Below are 20,608 nucleotides of genomic sequence, written 5' to 3' on the forward strand. Positions count from 1 at the left end.
ATTTTGAAAATTCTAAAAGTAAATATCTGAATTTAGTATATTATACAAAAGCGTCATTTTAATATTCAAATGACGCTTTTAATTTACTTATATCTATTCATAAGTAATTAAACTTGCTGGATATGCAATCATTTTACGCTTAATAGATTACTTTGTATATATTAGTATGTCACTCACAGTTTGTTTACTTAGATCAACGGGTTGGAATAACACTTGTTAGAGTTGTATCTGTAACAATTAAGAGATTATCATAACTACAAATAGCCAAGCCAGTAGAAGGAGTATATCTCTTTTAAAGAGGGATTTTTAATGACTGCAGCAGTAATTTGCCTATTAACTGATGATCCGGAAAATGATATTTTTGAATGGGCGGATTTTTTGGGAAATGAGGTTATAAAAGACACGGCCAACATTGTATGTATATTATTAGTAAAAAAGAGAATTCGAGTATGAATTGACAGAAAATTGATAAAAGAATTGAGAAAGCTGAAAATTCAGTATTTTGAGTATATTTTTAGTGTTGTAGTGTGTAATATATTCAGCAGAGCTATATCATAAAAAATAGGAATATAGACTAACAATAGAATTATAATTAAGTATTTATGAGTAAAAATAGTATTCGAGTTCATATAGGCTATATATCAACTGCTATACATTAGTTTAAAAACAAATATAGAAAAGTGTGGTAATGGATCCACATGAATTATATTTTCAATCTATTATTTTTTACCTTAGCTGTTTAATAGTTTTGATTTACATATATGTGTAAATACATTTTTGTTACATGCACTTATTCAAAAGGGAGGTAATATAATAATGGCTATTCGAAAACATTTAATTACTCTTGAGGATCTTACTGATAGTGATCTTAACCAAATTGTAACTCGTGGGGTAGAGTTTGCCACAGGTAAATCGCAACCTAATCACATATTAGCGGGAAATATAATTGGGATTTACTTCCGTAAAACATCGACTAGAACTCGATCGGCATTTTCTGTTGCAGCATTAAAGATGGGTGCACAAATTGTATCGTATGGTCCAAATGATTTGCAAGAAAATACAGGGGAGTCTATAGAAGACACTACTCAAGTGCTTTCGCGAATGCTGGATGGACTAGTAGCAAGAACTGCAGATAGTCAAAAGGAAATGGAAAAACTGGCATCTCAAAGTCGTATGTCAGTCATTAATGCAATGAGTGCGGAAGAACATCCAACACAAGCGCTAACGGACTTAACAACAATGAAACAAAAATTTGGTGAAATAGCTGGATTACGGGTTTTATATATGGGAGAAGGTAATAACAGTGCAGCAGCTCTAGCCCTTTCTTTATCTCGTTTTCCAGGTACAGAGTTTTATCTTTTTACACCTGCTGGTTATGGAGTGTCTCCAAGTGTGCTTGAAAAATCAAAAGAATATGCAAGATCTTCTGGTGCTAAAGTTATTGAATGTCATGATATAAAAATGTTACCTAATGAAGTGGATGTTGTATATACAACAAGGTGGCAAACAACAGGTACAAGCAAAATAGATCCTTTATGGAAAGATGCATTTAATCCATTTGCAGTGACAGAGAAAATTTTGACTTTATATCCGGAAGCTACTTTTATGCATGACCTTCCAGCACACCGGGGTGAAGAAGTAGCAGCAACAGTTATTGATGGACCGAAAAGTATTGTATTTACCCAGGCCGAAAATAAGTTAAATAGTGCTATGGCAGTACTTGAATGGTGCTTAGCTTATCGATACTAAAGAATCCAGCATTTATTGTCTTTCAGGTATAAGTTCTATTTGAGGTACATTCGAAAGAACATTTAAAGTAAATCTGAATATAAGTTATTTAAAGATGATTTATATTCAGATTTGTAAATGTTTATCTTTAATTATTTTTTTTAGATTTTAACCAAGAAAGGAAGCAAATTATGCTCAAGAAATTAGAGAGTTTAGAAAGGGTAATCGGCAACACGCCTATGATTAAATTAGAGCATGAAAAGATTAATCTGTATGCAAAACTAGAATATTACAATTTAATGAATAGTGTTAAAGTACGTGCTGCTTACCATATTTTAAAATCAGCAATAAGTCGCGGTGAAGTGACTGAAAATTCTACAATTATCGAATCTTCATCTGGTAACTTTGCGGTTGCTCTTGCTACTCTTTGTAGGTATATTGGTCTGAAATTCATACCAGTTATTGATCCAAATATTAACAATAGTTATGAGAATTTTTTGAGAGCAACTTCCTATCAAGTAGCTAAAGTGGATGAACGAGATGAAACAGGTGGCTATTTATTAACGCGTTTAAATAAGGTGAAAGAACTTTTAAATACTATTCCTAATGCCTACTGGACAAATCAATATAATAATGCCGATAACTTTGAAGCTCATTATCAAGGAATTGGTGGAGAAATATCTAATGATTTTAAACAGTTAGATTATGCTTTCATTGGAGTGAGTACTGGAGGAACTATCGCTGGGGTATCTACACGATTAAAAGAAAAATTCCCTAATATTAAAATTATTGCGGTAGATAGTCAAGGATCCATTATTTTTGGTGATAAGCCTCGTAAACGATACATACCAGGAATTGGTGCCAGTATGATACCTGGTATGGTTAAAAAAGCATTGATTGATGATGTAATTATTGTACCGGAGGTTCATACTGTTGCAGGTTGTTATGAGCTATTTAATAAACATGCAATATTTGCTGGTGGATCATCAGGGACTTCATATTATGCAATCCAAAAGTATTTTGAAAATAGGGATGTTCAAAATACCCCTAATGTTGTTTTCTTATGTCCTGATAATGGTCAAGCTTACACATCAACTATTTACAACGTAGAATGGGTAGAATGGCTTAATACACAAAAATCAGTAGAAGACCAATTAGTTTCTTTATAAAAATGATATAGAAATGAGGAAGCAATTATGATGTATTTAAATACTAAACATATCAATGAAATGGGTGTTAATTGGGAAGAAACAATAAATGTCATTTCAAAGGCAGTAAAAAGTCTTGATTCAGAAGATTTTTCTCAGCCAATTAAACCATACTTACGTTTCGATAATCCGGCTAATAGAATTATTGCTATGCCAGCTTATATTGGAGGAGAATTTAAGGTTTCAGGAATAAAATGGATAGCTAGTTTTCCAAAGAATATTGAGAAAGGTATTCAACGTGCTCATTCAGTTACTATATTAAATGATGCTATGACTGGAAAACCATTTGCAACACTTAATACAGCAATGGTCAGTGTAATACGAACAGCTTCTGTTACAGGGTTAATGATTCGAGAGTTTGCCAAGTTAAGAGATTTAAATAATATTAAAGTTGGAATTATTGGATTTGGACCTATTGGTCAAGTGCATTTGAAGATGGTAACTGCCTTATTAGGCGATAAAATCGAAAATGTTTACTTATATGATATCAATGGAATTAAAGACGAATTAATTCCTGAGGAAATTTATTCTAAAACTCAAAAGGTTAATGCATATGAAGAAGCCTATAATGATGCTGATATTTTTATTACTTGTACTGTTTCTGCAGAAGGTTATATTGATAAAAAACCTAAAGATGGGGCGCTACTACTCAATGTTTCTCTTCGTGATTTTAAGCCTGATATCTTAGAATATACAAAATCACTAGTTGTTGATAATTGGGAAGAAGTCTGTCGTGAAAAAACTGATGTTGAAAGGATGCATCTTGAAAGAGGTTTACAAAAAGAAGATACAATATCAATTGCTGACGTTGTAATCCGAGGAGCACTGCAAAATTTCCCTTATGACAAAGCAATATTATTTAATCCAATGGGTATGGCCATATTTGATGTAGCCATTGCTGCTTATTACTATCAAAGGGCTAGGGAAAATGAAATTGGTGTTTTATTAGAAGACTAGTAAAATTATTAAAACGCAGTTTGAAATAATTGTCTAATGGCTGCTAAATATCGGTAAACATGACTAATAATTATAGAAAATTAGTTATTTGATAAGCTTAGAATTTATGTAATTACTTGAGGAGCTGTTTTTATGAGTGAAATTATTTCGGCCTTAGATCTCTTACATCCCAAGCAAATTCGCTTTCATGAATCATATGAACACAAAAGATTGGAACAAATTTGTCGTGTAATGGAAAGCGAAAGTGTTTTACGGAATCCTCCCTTAGTATCTGAGCTTAGTGATGGTAATTATCTGTTACTTGATGGTGCCCATCGTATGAAGGCTATGATGGCATTAGGCTGTAAACGCGTTGCCGTACAGGTAGTACCTGATGAAAAAATAAAAATTCGTGCTTGGAATCATTTATTACCAATGGGGGAATGGATAAATAATTTAAAGAAAGAACCTACAATAATTTGGTCAGATAAAATTATTGGTAATAAACGTTTGCTGGTAAAAATTACAGAAGCAAATAAACAAGAACATTTTTTATATGCAAGGGATTTAAATGGCGATTTATTTACCCATTTAGAGATATGGCATCGTATTGTCGGTTTATATCAACATGAGTATACGGTACGTCGTCATTCAAATGATACTGAGGTCTGGCCTCATTCAAATGAAATATTGATGAGTTATCCAGAATACTCGTTGATGGAACTGAAAAAGATAATTGAAGCAAAGCTTTTAATGCCAGCGGGAGTTACTCGTACGACGCTTAGTGGTCGGTTATTGAATTTACGTATACCACTTCATATATTGCGTACGGAAGTATATCCTGCTGGTGAATGGGAAACGTTATGTGGAAAATGGTCAAAATGTTTACGCCTTTATGACGAGCCAATATATGTTTATGATGCATAATATACTGTTTAGTGATTATGATGTATATTTTTTATTTATTTGTAAAAATTTCATTATATGATATATATTAATTTCAAAACATTTTTATTATGTTATAAAAACTTTTTGAATTAGTATTTAAGACTGATCTAAGAGAGGTTTGTTATCGGATGGGGTAAATATTACCAAAAAAGATAAAGTGGAGGTCTCTAAAAAGTTAAAAACTTTCTTGGGTGATCAATATTCACTTGAATTAGGGGATTACATAAGCTTTGAGATACTTGAATTTATAATAAAAGAATTAAATCCACATTTTAATCTAGCTACAAAAAATAGGTTGGAAATTCTCTTGAAAAATATAGAGAAAGAGATATATAGTGAATTAGTTTCACATGAAAATAACAAAGTATAGGCAATATTACATGTATTTAAATCTAGAATAGTATAAACCTATACCTACATAATGTGTTGCTATTAATTTGGTAGAATAGCGAGGATCAAGAGAGTTGATGATATACAATTTTTAGTAGAGATGGAATTGTGAAGTGAATATACTTGCAATTTCATCTTTTTATTTTTAACACGATTTTTCCAATTCAAGTATGAAAAAGGTAGCTGTACTTTTAAAATATACCCTATAGAATAGACACTCGAAAAAAGTCTATTCTATAGGGTATTTCTTGTATAATAAAGGGAAAATTGGGATCGGAGAATGTCTAAAATGACAAAAAAGCTATTTACAGAAAGAGAAATTCAAATTCTATCAAATAACCTATATGTAAAATCTGTAAGTCAGAAAGGTATCACTTATACAGAGGAATTTAAGCATATTTTTATTGAGGAAAATGAAAAAGGAAAGCTACCTCGAAATATTTTTGAAGAATGTGGTTTTGATATAGATATGATTGGAATGAAACGGGCTATGTCATCGGGAAGTAGATGGCGTGCTGCTTATAGAAAAAATGGTGTATTGGGTTTACGGGATACACGTACCGAAAACGCTGGAAGAACTCTTGAGAGAGAGCTTACGTTGAAAGAAAAGTATGCCCGTTTAGAAGCCTAACGAAACTTACTAAAGGCGGAAAGCGAATTGCTAAAAAAAGTAAAACTTATGGAAGGGAGGATGAGAAGGAAATAACACTACCACCTAGTCAGAAATTCATCTTAATTCGTTCTGTCATCATGAAATACAACTTAAGGAATATGGTCAGTCATTTGTGTAAAGTAGCTGGTGTATCCCATTCGGGTTACTATAATTACTTTTCAATTTCATCCCAAGAACAACGGAAACAAAAGAGTGATCGAGATGAAATCGTGAAAGAAGCCATATTAAAAGCACTTCGATTTAGAAATAGAAAAAAGGGGCTCGTCAGATAAAGATGATATTGGCGGGTCAGTTTCAAGTTGTCTACAATTTAAAGCGTATCCGTAGAATTATGAAGAAATACGAGATTGTATGCCCGGTTCGCAAAGCGAATCCTTATAAACGAATGCTGAAAGCTACAAAAGAACATCGAATAGTACCGAATCAATTAATTCGGGAATTTTAAAAAAATATCCCAGGGAAAACACTTCTTACAGATATCACCTATTTAGTTTACGGTAAGACTCAAAGGGCCTATTTATCTACAATTTTAGATGGCTCAACTAATGAAATTTTAGCTTACCATGTTTCAGAACAGATGACATTAGAGCTCGTAACGACAACTCTCCATAAACTAAAAAGGAATCCGCGGATTCGATTGACTGAAGGTGCTTATATTCATTCAAATCAAGGAGCCCACTACACAAGCCCTACCTATCAAAAGCTAGTCAAAAAGCTAAATCTTGGACAATCCATGTCAAGAAGAGGAAACTGTTGGGATAACGCCCCACAAGAATCGTTTTTTGGTCATCTGAAAGATGAAGCTCATATAAAACCTTGCGCGTCCTTTGATGAGTTGAAACAAGAGATTAAGAAATATATGACGTACTATAATCACTATAGATATCAATGGAATTTAAAAAAGATGACTCCTGTTGGATACAGAAATCATCTTCTTGATGTTGCCTAACTTTTTTCAAAATGTCCTTTACAAAGGGTACAGATTATTTTGTACAGCTACCTTTTTCACAAAACCATTCGTATACAAGAACAACCTTAGCGTAAACTTGCGCTTAATGGCACTTGAGAATAAACTGTGAAACTGTTACCATAAGTACCGTGCCTTGAAAATGAGGAAGAAATTGAACTGTTCCAATTTTTGTAGGTAGCCCCAGATGTATCTGTTCTTAGAAGTACGTTTGAAAAGCTAGCTTGGCTAAAGGAATTACGTCCAGTATCTTCAACCCCCTGAACCATTTTTACTGGTTCATATTGAGAAAATGAGCCATATACAGGCTGATTTGCATATCTAGGGCTTCCATTTACATACATAGTAACCGTACCATTTCCGTTATTAACGAGTTTAAGGTTTACTCGGTCACCATCGTTAATTGATGTATCATACTGTGTGTTCCAATACTTACTGTTTTGACCTGATTCATTATACCCTGAATTTAGAAATACTTTATATCCACTAGGTGTTTTGGAAATACCACCCTCAACTTTAGATGCTCCAATACCTAAATACCAATTCACATATCCATCTTTAACAACAACTGATTTTGGTAGATTTATATCAGCTGCAATCCCAGTATAGGTACTATTTGTAACACTTTTTACAGCACCTTCTGTAGCTGCAAAACTAGTAGTTGAAAACATTGATAGAGAAATTAGAAGTGAACCAACTAGATACATCATTTTTTTCTTACTTTTTCGTAATACTTGATTCATTTTAGATCCCCCATATTTTAAATTATTAAATTGTATGGAAAGTTGGCCAACTAACTACAACTTACAAATTAAAGATATATCAGGTTTGATTTAATGTATATATTTTCCTGTTAGAAGTCATCGAAATGTCAAATAAATTTGTTTTTTCATATTTATCAATATAGGTGGAGTTGACAGATTAAAGCCGTATGTCTATTTGAATATAAGAAGATTTTGCTAATAATACTATAAAAACCTATAAATATGTTGTGGATAATATGTACTACGATTCATTTAGGTGAGAGAAATAAGGAATGAATATTGGAGGATTTTTAAAAGGGGATATCTGAAACGTTTAGAAATAAATTAAAAACAAAGAAAATAAATAGTTTTTGTTAAGGAATTCATTGAAATAGTTCGTAGATGAAAGGAAATATATGATTTATAAGACATGGATTTCCTATATAAAAGAAGAAAGGGGATCCAGCTATGGGAATTACAAATACAAGATCGAAGTTAGATAATGCAGCTATTGAAGAGGCTATAGAGGCATTAAAAGATGAAAATGAATGTTTATGTATGGAAATCGATTACTTAAAAGAGTTAAAGGCCTTCCTTCAAAAAGAGATGGAATTACAGAACAAGACAAAGCAAGAGTAATTTATCTTACAAAATTCGAAAGTATATAACATATTAAGATAGTACTAGATAATTATAGAGGTCATTACAATCGTAAAAAAATCAAAGTACACTTAAAAGGAATGAGTCCAGTACAATACCGGACTCACATTCAAACAGCTGCTTAATTTTTTGTTTAATTCTTCAGGTTCAGTTCATCATAGGCGATCGATTGTTGGCTTGCTACGCTCAGTGATTGTTATTCTTTAACTCATCTCATACTACGTTAGTTTAAGTATTGAGAGTAAAAGAATAGGAATAGAAAAATTAATGTTTTGCTAAATAATCTATTAAAGAAACTTAAAGGAATAACAAGTTCTCCTATTGTAAGGATTTTAAGTTTATCCTTATTTAGTCCTTTTATTAATTCTTTTAATGTTTGGAAGTTTATTTTATTAACGAAAGACCAACTTGGCACAGCTTTTGTATCTGAACCTATTTTGAAAATGATATGAATACTATGTGCATGAAAACCGCTTATTATTAAAATAAGCATAAATCCTAAAATAATGAACCAAGTCATTTTTCAACATCTCCTTTCAGTATTTAATATTAAGATATTAAACCTGTTGAGTAAGTGTGCTGTTGTCCATGAAAAATATTGAGAAATTGTTGAGGAAACGTTGAAAATGTTGCAATGCTATTGATTGTAGCGGAGTTAATAATGCTTGTCATATTATATGTGTGAAAAAAGGAAATAGGAAAGAGAACAGTTGCGTAGACTGTTCTCTTAAGGAGCGGAAGTGCTGAACATTTTCAATGACAATGATTCAAGCATTCCGTTAATAGTATGTGTAAAAATTTATAATTCATACCCAAGAAAGGCAGCTATAAAAAATAGCCGCCTTGCCTCAGGGAGAATTCAAGAAAATTAGAGATTCATTATGGATACAGATTGGCTGTTACCAATCTATTCGTAGTATTGGAAATAATTCCACAAATTATTCATAAGTTAAAATCTCAATTCATCGTAGGATTGTTCACAGTTAATAAAGTTGTTTGAAAAAGTGGTATTAATTGGAATTTAAACTCTTTATCCTGTATGATGAAAATAGGGATATCCTAATATCTTTATAGTTAATAAAAAGGGAATACAGGAGGAGTTGTCATGAAAAATATAAAAACGGCTATGACATTGGTACAATCACATCTTAATGAAAATGAGATTATTGAAAATAGCCTATATGGAATGTTTCAATATCAAGTATTTGGTATGGGTAGTCAAAGAAAAGGGATATTGGTCGCTACAAATGAACGTATGTGTTTTTATACAAAATATTTAGGGAGTGAAACGTTTAAAGTATTTAATTATGCCAAAATTAACTCAATAGATGTAGAAAAAGGATTATTAACAGGAAAGAAAATCATTTTTTTTCATGATGGCGAACGTGAAGTGATGAATTTAATTGAGGAAGGTGACCTGGAGAGGTTTGCAGTATTTGTAAAAGAAAAAATTATGATCTTGAAATAAAGAAGTTTGTTTTTAAAATTTGCTTCTCAAATTAAACAATAGTATGATTTGCTAAAATTGAAAACATTAAAACAAAAAACAAATTTTAAATGACTTTAATAACCTTCTATCATCCTGTTTGATGGGAGGTTATTGCCTTTCTAAAGATAAAATTAAAGAGTTTTATTATCCTTATACATGGATGGATGACATGCAAAGTAAAAATAGCACTTTTTAAAAGTGCTATTTTTAAGGTGTGCATTAGGACTTGAAAGAGGCTTGAACTACCCCCACTTTCACTTCGTTTAGAAGTGGAGGATTCCTAAGTAAAGAGTTCTATCGAACTCTAATTGATTAGGCTAACCCCGCAGTCCTTGCGGTTAGAAGCCTTATTGCTTCATTCTTTATATTGATACTTGCGTTAATATCCCTATCATGGTGTGTACGACAAGAAGGACAGTCCCATTTACGTAGGTTTAGATTTTTAACGTCTTTGTTTTGATATCCACAACAAGAACATAATTGGCTGGAAGCAAATGTTTTCGATACGACAATGACTTGTTTGCCATACCATTTTGCTTTATATTCCAACATGGTTCGAAACTGTGACCAAGATACTTCACTAATTGCTTTTGCTAACTTACGATTTTTTAACATATTTGATACTTGCAAATCCTCTATACCGATAACATCGTGGTTTTTGATGATTTCAGTTGAGATTTTGTCTAAGTAATCTTTTCTAGCATTTGATATGTATTCATGAATTCTAGCTACTTTTACTCGTTGTTTATTCCAACGAGAAGATCCTTTCATTCTTCTAGAAAGGACACGCTGTGCTTTCGCCAACTTATCTTCTAATGATCGGAAAAACTTCGGATTTTCATAGGGTGTTCCATCTGACAAAATGGCGAAATCTTTTAGTCCTACATCTACTCCAATGTAAGAATGTGTTTTCGGAAGTTCTTGTACTTCTGTTTCAACTAATAATGACACAAAATATCTACCAGAAGGGTTCCGTCTAACTGTAGCATTTACAATACGTCCCGTTATTTCACGACTTTTGGCAAATCGAACAAGACCTAGTTTTGGCAATTTTATTTTGCTTCCTATAACGGCAATGTTTTCATTTGTTTGTTTTGTGATATAAGATTGTACGTTATTCTTCTTGGATTTGAAACGCGGGGCACTATTTTGTTTTTTAAAAAATCGTGTATACGCATCCGCAAGGTTGCGAACAGACGACTGAATCGCAATACTATCCACTTCTTTGAGCCAAATAAACTCTTTCTTCATGGCAGGGAGTTTGGCAGAGCATGTACCATATGTTAAACCTTTTCCAGTTTCTTTATATGCGTGATTCCATAGGGATAGGAAATGATTGAATACAAAGCGAGAACAACCTATCGTTTTATTAATTAGAATTGCTTGTGCTTGATTTGGATAGATACGAAACTTAAAGGCTTTATTAATTATCATTTGATTCACCTCCATTTCGGTATATGACTATTATATACCAAACGTACATTCGGTGATAGTGAAGTAACACTTTCTGCATGTCGAACAATTAAGATGACTTCCTGCCATCCCTTGTTCGAAGCCAATGCATCTCCCACCTACACACTTCGCGTTCCTTGAGGAAGGAGTCTTCTTGGCTAAAATGATAAAACTGAAGTAATAGTTGAACTTGAAAGACACTGAAGAGAGTTGATAAATGGTCAAATTGACATATCTAGAACTGTTGGATGGTTTACAAGTATGTACCCTGCATATTTTAAGGTGGATCATGAGGAGATAGAGGATAAAATTAAATCATTAAAGGAACAACTTAGAAACATACCTAATAAAGGATTTAATTATAGCATTCTTAAGTTTTTAAATAGGGAATTTAAAGAACAAGAAGTCAAGTATATAAGATTCAATTATCTTGGAGGTTTTGATAATATAATTGATAAGAACCAATTAAATCTAAACAACATTGAATTTGCGTTAGATAGTGACAAGAATAATTCATTGACAGCACTAATGGATTTAGAGGCTATGGTGGTAAATGGTGCACTAAAGATAAATATTATCTACAGTAAAAATAGATTTAAAGATGAAACAATCCAAAGGTTTATTGAAAGTTATGTGAATACTTTGAAGGTAATTTTAGATAAGTGCATAGAAAAGGATTTCAAGGAATTCACCCCATCGGATTTTGATGCTGTAGAAATTTCACAAGAAGATTTAGATGCATTGTTTAATTAGAAGTTACGCAAGGGGTATATTATTATGAAAAATTTAAGAGAATTGTTAGTTATACTTAGTGTTTTTCTCAGTATAGTTGTATTACCACTTAAGGGATATGCATTAGACAATGAGGTTGAACAGATAAATTTATTAACAAATGATACAAAACTAAAAATAGAAAAGTTTATAGAAGAAAATATGGATAAAGGTAAGGTTCCAGGACTAGCAGTTACCTTAGTTAAAGGCGATAAGACTGTGTATCAAAAAGGATTCGGATATTCAGATATAGATGCTAAAAAGCCAGTTACTTCTAAATCCTTGTTTGAAATAGGATCTAATAGTAAAGCAGTTACTGCTTTAGGAATTTTTAATTTAGAAAAAAGTGGACAAATTAAACTTGAAGATGAAGTAACTAAATATATACCATGGTTAAAAGTTAAATATAAAGGTAAGGAAGCTTCAATAACTATAGAACAATTATTACATCAAACAAGTGGTATACCTTTTAAAACGATAGATAAGATACCAGTTTCTAATGAAGATAATGCACTTGAAGAAACAGTTAAAACCTTAATTAATATAGAATTAGATAGTGAACCAGGTAGGGATTTCCAGTATGCAACTATAAATTATGATGTTTTAGGGTTGGTTATTGAAAAAGTGACAGGGAAATCTTATGAAGGCTATATTGAAGAAAATGTCTTAAAGCCATTGGGTTTACATAATACTTATCTTTATAAAAATGAGATTGTTAATGAATATATCGCTAAAGGGTATAAACTCGAATTCTTAAAAAATGATGTATATGATGCACCTGTGTATAGAGGGAATAAGCCGGCTGGGTATATTATCTCCAGTGCTGAAGATATGGCTAAGTGGCTTAAGATTCAGCTGGGCACTTTAAATGATTTGAAATTTGATAAAGACATAGTTGGAAAATCTCAAGAGGCCAATCGTACAGTTAGACCATTAAGTGATGGATCATTCTATGCTAGTGGTTGGTTCATTTATCCAAAGAGTGAAAATCAAATTTCACATGCCGGGAATAATCCTAACTATTCTTCATTTATAGTATTTAATCCTAAGGATAAAGTCGGGGTTGCAGTACTAAGTAATACGAACTCACAATATGTAGAACTTATAGGTCAAGGTATTAATAAGATTTTAGAAGAGGGCACTTACAATAAAAATATAATAGATTTAAATAAAGGCGCAGATACAATAGCTAGTGTAATTATATGTATTTCAATTTTAATAGTTTTAAGCATATTATTTTTCACATTAAAAGCAATATTAAATAAACAAAGGCATTTAAATACATATGGAAAAAAGAGTTTATTAAAGCTTGTTTTTTCTTTTCTGTTCATGCTGGGAATAAGTTACTGTATATATTTAATTCCATATATCCTTTATAGAGGAGTATCCTGGGAATTTGTTTTTGTATGGCTTCCTAATAGTGTTGAAGTTGCACTTTATTTTGTATTTACCAGTGTATGGTTAGTGTATATATACTTAGTATTTATAAGCTTTTTCAAAAAAGAAAACGATAAGGGAATATTTTTGTTATCTATAAAGCGTTATTAGTGGTTTTGATAATGCGCTTATAATTTTCACTATTAATATGACTGTAACAAGTAATAATGCGTTAAAGATTAAGCTGTTAATGTATTTCGTTTTAGGACTTATTCTTTATGTCTATGGGCAAAAGGTTATGAGGGGGAAATTAATAGATTTAACCAATGAAATAGTATATTCAAAAAGAATGGAAATTGTAAAAAAATCACTGGAATCTTCTTATAGCAAGTTTGAAGAAATTGAAAAGGGAAGAATTCAGTCCATTATATGAAAGATTATAAAGAACTAGAAGAAATAAGAAAATTAATTGATGTTGGAGGGCCTACTATGTGTCATAGTGCCAGAAAAGTATTTTTAAGTACGGCTTTAATAACATCGCCATCTGACTATAAAGAAGTAATTAATGAGCTTATCGATTATGGAGGTAGAGTATCTCTTAAATTAAGAATAGAACTTGCTAAAAAAGTTTCATCAGTTATTACCTCATATATGATTTCCGTAGATGAAACTATGAATAATATTGAACTTGAAGACCTGTTTAAAGCCTATGAGATAATGGAGTGATTAGGGAATTTTAAAAAATGAATGTGTGATTAAACATTCAGGACTGACACATAAAAAATAAATCAAATCCGTTAAATAGTCTATCTCTTTAGTTAATAGACTATTTAAAATTCATTTTAAAAGAATATGATAAAAAAAGAATTATCGAGTCCAGATATGGAATACCGCTTTTAGGAAATGTACCTTAAGAGATACTAAAAAAGTTATATATTAAATTGGTATTATTTTTTTGTGAGAAAGGTCAAAAATAAATTTCAAAAATTCAAAATTGATAAGTTATTGATTAGAAAATAGGGGGGAGTTTAATGAGAAAAATAGTATTATACAGTGATCAAGTACAAGAAGATAGAAAATTGGATTATGAACTTTTAAGGTTGTTAAATAAAGAAAATCCTTCAATAGCATATCTTCGAGCATCTTCAGATGTAACAGGAAAATATTTTAATTATGTAGTTAAATACTATAGATATTTAGGAATTAATAATGTGAAATATTTTGATTTAGACAAAGAATACGATGAAAGAATGGTTAATGACATATTTAATTATGATGGAATACATCTTTCTGGTGGAAATACATTCTGCTTTTTATATTCCTTAAGAAAAAGAAATTTATTGCATTCATTAAAATCATATTTGCAAAATGGTGGGGTTTTGATTGGTGTTAGTGCTGGTAGTATAATAACAACTAAAAGTATTGATACAGCCCAATTTTTAGACGAGGATATTATAGGACTAGAGGATAGAGAGTCCCTAGGTATTGTAGATTTTGATTTTATGCCTCATTGGAGCGAGGAACAAAGTGGGAAATATTTAGATTTATTAAAAGATTATTCTAAGTTGAAAAATAGGGAGATTTATGCTTGTAAAGATGGTGATGGGATAGTTATTGAGGGAGAAGAGATTAAATTGATTGGTGATATTTTGAAAATCTAATTTAGTTTCAATTTATATTAACAAAGAAGAAACTCTTTTCGGTTTCTTCTAAGGGATCATGTATAAAACCATCTCCTTCATGTTTATAAATTGAGGAACAATTATGTTGAAACTATAGAAAAAGGGTCCTGTTAATACAGGACTCTTCTTTATTTTTATTAATGTAATTATTAGAGATATTAGTGAACTACTTGCCACTTAGCAAAGCTTGAATTGGGAGCTTCTCAGCTCCACGATGAAAGAAACCTTTCGACTCCTTGAGCGTTACGTCTAGAGTCCAACGCTTGGACGCTCCCTGTATACGGTTGATATTTTAAGCAGTTACCGAATAGCTTGGTTTTCGCACTCTATTTTCTTCCTGCAACCTCCTATATCAAGCTATCAAAGAACTTCAGATAGCTAGTTTATCAAAAGTTTTTTGCTATGCCAAACCGAAATTCATCTCCCACCTACCGTTTGGCTATCGCCCTTCACACGCTTGAGGAAGGAGAATTCTTCCGGTAAATTCATTAAAAAATTCCTCCTGTGTACCAAGAAGCAAAATATATTTATGATAAAATATAGAAAAAGATGATTAAGAAGGGATAATTAAAGTGAAACCAACAATTTATGATGTTGCGGAAAAAGCAGGTGTATCAATAGCGACTGTATCCAAGGTAATTAATCAAACTGGGCGTATTAGTGAAAAAACAATAAACAAAGTAAATCAGGTAATGGATGAATTAGATTACCAGCCAAGTAGTGTAGCAGCAGCGTTAACAGGTAAAAAAACATATACGATTGGGGTACTTGTCCCAGATATCTCAAATCCTTTTTTTGCAGAAGTAGCAAGAGCTTTTGAAAATAGTGCACGAGAATCAGGGTATACACTCATTTTATGTAGTACAGATCATCAAACAAAACGTGAGCACGAATACATTGATTTACTATTTAAAAAGCAAGTAGACGGCATTATTATTGCGACGGAGCTAAACGATTATAAACTTGTAAAAAAAATCGTGAATCGAGATTTACCACTTGTACTATTCACTGTAGATCATCCTTCCATCACGACTCATGTTGTGACAACTGATGATATGAGGGGAGGCTATCTAGCTGGAAGTTATCTAACGCAGAAAGGCCATACATCTTTAACGATTATGTTGGAGAAGGATAGAAAAAGTAGCGTAGGGAGATTGAATGGTTTCAAACAAGCTCTAACGGATTCGGAGATTTCGTTAGATGATGAGGCTATCATTAGCTGCTATTCGACAGTGGAAGATAGTAAACGTGCAAGTAAGGAATTACTTAATTTGCCTTACAGGCCTACAGCGGTTTTTGCTTGTACAGATTTAATTGCTATATGCCTTATGAATGAAGCAAGAAAACAAGGGCTTTCAATTCCGGAAGATTTATCAATTATCGGATTTGATAATACAATCTATGCTGAGATTGCAGATCCGGGGTTAACAACAATTGAACAGCCAATTAAACAAATGGCAGCCTGTACGTTTGAACAACTGCTAAAAACGATGGAAATGAAGGAGCATGCTAAGCAAAAAATTACAATTATTCCTCAGTTAGTAGAGCGATCCTCAGTAAAGGATATTACATGATAGATTTTTCATAAGCCTATTTGAATGTAACAAAAGAAGGTCATCGTAACTAAGTATAGTTAGGATGACCTTCTTTTATATAGGGTTTATACAGAGAACTGCTCACCGCTTTTCGTATTTAAATCCTGCTCCATCTCATTTTCTTTTGGAATAGTAAGGAAATGGGTTAAAAATGCACCAAAGAAATACAAACCAGCAAAGATCCACATTACGCCACCAACACCTAATGGCCCGATGAAGGCAGTTACTACTAATGGTCCAACAAATGCTGATAATCCTGAACCTAAATTTAAGACAGACATTGCAGCTCCTTTATTTTCAGGAGATAAAGATGGGACTAACGCGGTAAGAGGTACATAGCCGGCAAGTGTTGCTCCATAGCAACAGGCAACAAATAATATCGCCCAATAATTATGTCCTACCATTTGTGGCACATAATAGAGTGCAAGAGTTACAATTCCGCAACCGACTCCTCCGAACCATTTAATTGTATTTACCCAACCAAACTTGTCTCCAACAATACCAAAAATAATATTAAACACCATATTTACAAAGAATAGAGTACCCCAAATTTGAAGCCATTCAGTCATCGTAAAATTATATTTCATCATATAGGTAGGTAGGAAAACAACAAATCCAAACTGAGCGGCCGAGTTTATAATTTTTACAATACCGCCTATACCAACTTTAGGATTTTCAAATGCGATGGTAATGCCTTTTAGTAATTCACTTGATTTGTTAGCGCTTACGGTTTGTGCTTTAAATTTATCCTTATTTACAACAATTGAGAATAATCCACCGACGACAACAAAAATTAAAGCACTCCATAATGTAGCGATTTCTCCGATTTTAGGAACCATATAGCTAGAATAAAAGGCTCCTATAACACTAAGCCCCAGCTGGAATACGAACCAGAACCAGCCAACTGCTCTTGAAAGCATTTGTTGAGGAGTACTGTAAGATACCCAAACTAGAAAAGAATAAGCAAATAAAGGATAACCGAACCCTCGTAGGGCATAGCAAATTAATATTACGGGATAATTCATATGTTGAATTCCTATACCTATGAACCCGATTGAACCTAAAATGAATGATACTAAACCAAACGTCATGACTTTTCTTGGTCCCCACATTTGTACAAATACCCCCGAAAACCAAGAAGAAGCAGATACAGTAATTCCGTAAATAGTAAACAAGAAAGCAGCGTGTTCTAGCGTTAGTCCTTTTTCAACGAGATAAGGGGATAACCATCCCTGTTCTAACCCGTCCCCAATCATAAAAACAATAATCCCTATGTATCCCCAAGTTAAATTAGAAGGGATCCCAATCCTGTCCATAAATGTTTTGTTTGAACTAATAGCGTTCATTCTCCCACCACCGATAAGTTATTTTTGGTTAAGCGCTTAATTCTTTTTGATAAAAAAAGTATACGCTTACATTATGAGGTCGTCAATTAAATTTTTTGACAATTTACAACTTTCTTTTATAGAGGCATTCTATTTACTTATTGGACAATAAAATAATAGTGAGTATGAAAAGAAAGAAATACCTTATAGATGGGGGTTACTATTTAAAAGGCTTGGTTTTCTTTGTTATATCAGTATTTTAAAAGAATATATTTATAGCTTTTTAGATGATTTATTTCTAATTATTATTTTTTATTTTTATGTAATACGTTTATTGAGGGAACTTAAAATTCGGATGAAAAGGGGAGTGTTCAAAAAAATAAAAATGTTTTCAATTTAGAATCAAGTGTGTATAATGAAGAAAAATAGGGAAAGCGCTTAACTGATTTGATACGCTAAACCCTATAGACTTTCATTTCGTTTCTTAAATTTTAATATAGAGGGAGAAATCATATGAACGTTTTAAAAATTGGGATTATTGGTGCTGGACGAATTGGGAAACTACATGTTGATAATTTGCAGCTTATGCCACAAGTAAAAATTAAAGCGGTTTCAGATGTAGTAATTGGTCATCTAGAAAAGTGGGCTCAAGATAAAGGAATTTCCACTCTGACTACAAACTATCAGGATTTATTAGCAGATCCAGAAATTGATGCTGTCTTTATTTGCTCACCAACAAATACACATGCGCAAATTATTAAAGAAGCGGCTCTTGCGAAAAAACATATTTTCTGCGAAAAGCCAGTTAGTTTCTCAGTAGAAGAAACATTAGATGCATTGGAAGTAGTAAAAGAACAAGGAGTATCTCTTCAAGTAGGTTTTAACCGCCGTTTCGATCCTAACTTCAGAAAAGTCTATAATCTTATTCAACAAGGAGAAGTGGGACACCCACATATTTTAAAAATTACGTCTAGAGATCCACAACCGCCAAGTATAGAATATGTTCGTTCTTCAGGTGGATTGTTTATGGATATGATGATTCATGATTTTGATATGGCTAGGTATGTGATGAATAGTGAAGTTGTTGAAGTATTTGCATATGGCACAACATTAATTGATCCATCCATTCAGGAAGTAAATGATGTTGATACAGCAATTGTCACATTGAAATTTGCGAATGGAGCTTTAGGGGTAATTGATAATAGCCGCCAAGCTGTTTATGGATATGACCAGCGTCTTGAAGTATTTGGTGAAAAAGGAGCAGTCGCTGCTGATAATTGCTGCCCGACAACAGTACAAGTGTCAAAAACAGAAGGTGTTGTAAAAGATAAGCCGCTTTATTTCTTCTTAGAGCGCTATACGCAGGCTTACATTGAAGAAGTAACACAATTTACAAAGTCAATTATAGAAGGACAAGCTGTTATTTGCAGTGGTAATGATGGGTTACAAGCAGAACGAATTGCGAAAGCTGCGAAGGAATCTTTACTAACAGGAAAACCTGTTCAAATTGAGCATAAACAGCCTGCTCTAAATCAATAAAGAGAGCGCTTACTTCTAAAAAGTTAAAGAGTGGTAAATAGTATGGCCATAAAATTTCTGAACCATATCATTTACCTTTACATAAAGCACGGGAGGTAGTAGCAATGAATCCACTTATTTTTAAAGAAGATTGTCCATTAGATCTAATTGCAGTTGGACGTTTATGCGTTGATTTAAATGCCAATGAAACACAACGTCCTATGGAAGAAACAAGAACGTTTACTAAGTATGTGGGGGGATCTCCTGCGAATATCGCAATTGGTGCGGCGCGTCTTGGCTTACAAACAGGATTTATCGGTAAAGTGTCCGATGATCAAATGGGCCGCTTTATTACAGGATACCTAAAGGACAACAATATTAATACAGATCAGATATGTATTGATCGTACAGGTTCAGTGACAGGTCTAGCTTTTACAGAAATTAAAAGCCCTGAAGATTGCAGTATTTTAATGTACCGCGACAATGTCGCCGATTTAAATCTTGATCCAACAGAAGTATCTGAGGACTATATTAAACAATCAAAAGCTCTCTTAATTTCAGGAACAGCTTTAGCGAAAAGTCCTTCTCGCGAGGCGGTATTTTTAGCGCTAGAATATGCGCGTAAGCATGATGTAGTCGTATTCTTTGATGTGGATTACCGCCCTTATACATGGCAGTCAGAAGCTGAAACGGCTGTGTATTACAATCTAGCGGCTGAAAAGTCTGATGTCATTATTGGAACGCGTGAAGAATTCGATATGATGGAAAAACTATTAAACTACGAACAATCTAATGATCAAGTTACGGCTGAAAGATGGTTTTCTCATCATGCGAAAATCGTCGTAATTAAGCACGGCGGGGATGGTTCAATCGCTTATACGAGAGACGGTCAATCTCACCGAGGCGGTATCTTTAAAACAAAGGTATTAAAGACGTTTGGTGCTGGCGATTCGTATGCTTCTGCGTTTATTTACGGCTTAATGCAAGGGCTTGAGATTCCTCAAGCGATGCGATTAGGTGGCGCTTCTGCTTCAATTGTTATTTCTAAACATAGCTGTTCTGATGCAATGCCAACCAGGGCAGAGATTTCTGCATTCATGGAAACGGCTGAGGAAATGGTATAGAAACATCATAAATGAGTAATCA

At 32.8% G+C, this 20,608-nt stretch carries 20 protein-coding genes and 1 pseudogene; 17 read left to right on the plus strand and 4 right to left on the minus strand.

Going from position 1 to position 20,608, the window contains the following annotated elements; translation table 11 throughout:
- The first annotated feature begins 309 nt into the window (after positions 1-309).
- The 7 genes and pseudogenes from DN393_RS31670 (at position 310) to DN393_RS21985 (ending at position 6,832) form a co-directional block, all read left to right on the plus strand.
- Entirely contained in the window at positions 310-453 is a 144-nt protein-coding gene (locus tag DN393_RS31670) for a hypothetical protein (RefSeq protein WP_165915440.1), read from the plus strand.
- A 363-nt stretch (positions 454-816) separates the two neighbouring features.
- Positions 817-1,749 carry an ornithine carbamoyltransferase gene (locus DN393_RS21960; RefSeq protein WP_087984400.1) on the plus strand — a complete coding sequence of 311 codons (933 nt, stop codon included), beginning with the start codon at positions 817-819 and terminating at the stop codon, positions 1,747-1,749.
- Between the two features lie 170 nt (positions 1,750-1,919).
- Positions 1,920-2,897 (plus strand): 2,3-diaminopropionate biosynthesis protein SbnA, encoded by a 978-nt coding sequence (gene sbnA, locus DN393_RS21965; RefSeq protein WP_046955333.1) that lies wholly within the window; start codon positions 1,920-1,922, stop codon positions 2,895-2,897.
- Positions 2,898-2,924: 27 nt separating this feature from the next.
- Positions 2,925-3,893, plus strand: coding sequence for a 2,3-diaminopropionate biosynthesis protein SbnB (sbnB, locus tag DN393_RS21970; RefSeq protein ID WP_149173933.1), 969 nt, complete (start codon positions 2,925-2,927; stop codon positions 3,891-3,893).
- A gap of 210 nt (positions 3,894-4,103) precedes the next feature.
- A complete protein-coding gene (locus tag DN393_RS21975) occupies positions 4,104-4,799 on the plus strand; it encodes a ParB N-terminal domain-containing protein (protein WP_472926289.1) in 696 nt (231 codons plus the stop codon).
- Between the two features lie 139 nt (positions 4,800-4,938).
- A complete protein-coding gene (locus DN393_RS21980) occupies positions 4,939-5,190 on the plus strand; it encodes a DUF2164 family protein (RefSeq protein WP_149173935.1) in 252 nt (83 codons plus the stop codon).
- A 300-nt stretch (positions 5,191-5,490) separates the two neighbouring features.
- Positions 5,491-6,832, plus strand: a pseudogene (locus DN393_RS21985) (IS3 family transposase).
- A gap of 86 nt (positions 6,833-6,918) precedes the next feature.
- Here DN393_RS21985 and DN393_RS21990 read toward each other — a convergent pair.
- Positions 6,919-7,593, minus strand: coding sequence for a hypothetical protein (locus DN393_RS21990; protein ID WP_149173936.1), 675 nt, complete (start codon positions 7,591-7,593; stop codon positions 6,919-6,921).
- A 468-nt stretch (positions 7,594-8,061) separates the two neighbouring features.
- Between DN393_RS21990 and DN393_RS31675 the strand changes: the two genes are divergently transcribed.
- Positions 8,062-8,232, plus strand: a complete 171-nt coding sequence (locus DN393_RS31675) for a hypothetical protein (RefSeq protein WP_176542278.1) — start codon at positions 8,062-8,064, stop codon at positions 8,230-8,232.
- Between the two features lie 38 nt (positions 8,233-8,270).
- Positions 8,271-8,378 carry an IS3 family transposase gene (locus DN393_RS32520; RefSeq protein ID WP_368656002.1) on the plus strand — a complete coding sequence of 36 codons (108 nt, stop codon included), beginning with the start codon at positions 8,271-8,273 and terminating at the stop codon, positions 8,376-8,378.
- A 98-nt stretch (positions 8,379-8,476) separates the two neighbouring features.
- Here DN393_RS32520 and DN393_RS22000 read toward each other — a convergent pair whose 3' ends face one another.
- A complete protein-coding gene (locus DN393_RS22000) occupies positions 8,477-8,773 on the minus strand; it encodes a hypothetical protein (protein WP_000219733.1) in 297 nt (98 codons plus the stop codon).
- A gap of 585 nt (positions 8,774-9,358) precedes the next feature.
- Between DN393_RS22000 and DN393_RS22005 the strand changes: the two genes are divergently transcribed.
- Complete coding sequence (locus DN393_RS22005; protein ID WP_016136249.1) at positions 9,359-9,721, plus strand: PH domain-containing protein; 363 nt, start codon at positions 9,359-9,361, stop codon at positions 9,719-9,721.
- 333 nt (positions 9,722-10,054) lie between these two features.
- Here the strand turns inward: DN393_RS22005 and tnpB are convergent, their stop codons facing one another.
- Positions 10,055-11,176, minus strand: coding sequence for an IS200/IS605 family element RNA-guided endonuclease TnpB (tnpB, locus tag DN393_RS22010; RefSeq protein WP_144525188.1), 1,122 nt, complete (start codon positions 11,174-11,176; stop codon positions 10,055-10,057).
- A 228-nt stretch (positions 11,177-11,404) separates the two neighbouring features.
- Here tnpB and DN393_RS22015 point away from each other — a divergent pair, with 228 nt between their 5' ends.
- From DN393_RS22015 to DN393_RS22040, 5 genes are all read left to right on the plus strand, one after another.
- Positions 11,405-11,947, plus strand: a complete 543-nt coding sequence (locus tag DN393_RS22015) for a condensation domain-containing protein (protein WP_229135797.1) — start codon at positions 11,405-11,407, stop codon at positions 11,945-11,947.
- A 24-nt stretch (positions 11,948-11,971) separates the two neighbouring features.
- Entirely contained in the window at positions 11,972-13,513 is a 1,542-nt protein-coding gene (locus DN393_RS22020) for a serine hydrolase domain-containing protein (protein WP_016136252.1), read from the plus strand.
- Between the two features lie 258 nt (positions 13,514-13,771).
- Positions 13,772-14,068 carry a hypothetical protein gene (locus DN393_RS22025; RefSeq protein WP_048562796.1) on the plus strand — a complete coding sequence of 99 codons (297 nt, stop codon included), beginning with the start codon at positions 13,772-13,774 and terminating at the stop codon, positions 14,066-14,068.
- Positions 14,069-14,373: 305 nt separating this feature from the next.
- Complete coding sequence (locus tag DN393_RS22030; RefSeq protein ID WP_149173937.1) at positions 14,374-15,003, plus strand: Type 1 glutamine amidotransferase-like domain-containing protein; 630 nt, start codon at positions 14,374-14,376, stop codon at positions 15,001-15,003.
- Between the two features lie 593 nt (positions 15,004-15,596).
- Entirely contained in the window at positions 15,597-16,598 is a 1,002-nt protein-coding gene (locus DN393_RS22040) for a LacI family DNA-binding transcriptional regulator (protein WP_016136255.1), read from the plus strand.
- A gap of 86 nt (positions 16,599-16,684) precedes the next feature.
- Here the strand turns inward: DN393_RS22040 and DN393_RS22045 are convergent, their stop codons facing one another.
- Positions 16,685-17,965: an MFS transporter gene (locus tag DN393_RS22045; protein WP_048562795.1), complete on the minus strand. Its 1,281-nt coding sequence runs from the start codon at positions 17,963-17,965 to the stop codon at positions 16,685-16,687.
- 492 nt (positions 17,966-18,457) lie between these two features.
- Here DN393_RS22045 and iolG point away from each other — a divergent pair, with 492 nt between their 5' ends.
- Positions 18,458-19,483, plus strand: a complete 1,026-nt coding sequence (gene iolG, locus DN393_RS22055) for an inositol 2-dehydrogenase (RefSeq protein ID WP_016136257.1) — start codon at positions 18,458-18,460, stop codon at positions 19,481-19,483.
- 104 nt (positions 19,484-19,587) lie between these two features.
- Positions 19,588-20,586 carry a 5-dehydro-2-deoxygluconokinase gene (gene iolC, locus DN393_RS22060; protein ID WP_088107588.1) on the plus strand — a complete coding sequence of 333 codons (999 nt, stop codon included), beginning with the start codon at positions 19,588-19,590 and terminating at the stop codon, positions 20,584-20,586.
- The last annotated feature ends 22 nt before the right edge of the window (positions 20,587-20,608 follow it).

The organism is Bacillus sp. BPN334, from assembly GCF_008368885.1.
In the GTDB taxonomy this organism is placed as follows: Bacteria; Bacillota; Bacilli; order Bacillales; family Bacillaceae_G; genus Bacillus_A; species Bacillus_A wiedmannii.

Coding starts and splice junctions, on each gene's coding strand:
- DN393_RS22045 (WP_048562795.1), bottom strand. CDS start 17,965: ATGAACGCTATTAGTTCAAACAAAACATTTATGGACAGGATTGGGATC.
- tnpB (WP_144525188.1), bottom strand. CDS start 11,176: ATGATAATTAATAAAGCCTTTAAGTTTCGTATCTATCCAAATCAAGCA.
- DN393_RS21960 (WP_087984400.1), top strand. CDS start 817: ATGGCTATTCGAAAACATTTAATTACTCTTGAGGATCTTACTGATAGT.
- DN393_RS22005 (WP_016136249.1), top strand. CDS start 9,359: ATGAAAAATATAAAAACGGCTATGACATTGGTACAATCACATCTTAAT.
- DN393_RS21990 (WP_149173936.1), bottom strand. CDS start 7,593: ATGAATCAAGTATTACGAAAAAGTAAGAAAAAAATGATGTATCTAGTT.
- DN393_RS22025 (WP_048562796.1), top strand. CDS start 13,772: ATGAAAGATTATAAAGAACTAGAAGAAATAAGAAAATTAATTGATGTT.
- iolC (WP_088107588.1), top strand. CDS start 19,588: ATGAATCCACTTATTTTTAAAGAAGATTGTCCATTAGATCTAATTGCA.
- DN393_RS22000 (WP_000219733.1), bottom strand. CDS start 8,773: ATGACTTGGTTCATTATTTTAGGATTTATGCTTATTTTAATAATAAGC.
- sbnA (WP_046955333.1), top strand. CDS start 1,920: ATGCTCAAGAAATTAGAGAGTTTAGAAAGGGTAATCGGCAACACGCCT.
- DN393_RS22030 (WP_149173937.1), top strand. CDS start 14,374: ATGAGAAAAATAGTATTATACAGTGATCAAGTACAAGAAGATAGAAAA.
- DN393_RS31670 (WP_165915440.1), top strand. CDS start 310: ATGACTGCAGCAGTAATTTGCCTATTAACTGATGATCCGGAAAATGAT.
- sbnB (WP_149173933.1), top strand. CDS start 2,925: ATGATGTATTTAAATACTAAACATATCAATGAAATGGGTGTTAATTGG.
- DN393_RS31675 (WP_176542278.1), top strand. CDS start 8,062: ATGGGAATTACAAATACAAGATCGAAGTTAGATAATGCAGCTATTGAA.
- iolG (WP_016136257.1), top strand. CDS start 18,458: ATGAACGTTTTAAAAATTGGGATTATTGGTGCTGGACGAATTGGGAAA.
- DN393_RS22020 (WP_016136252.1), top strand. CDS start 11,972: ATGAAAAATTTAAGAGAATTGTTAGTTATACTTAGTGTTTTTCTCAGT.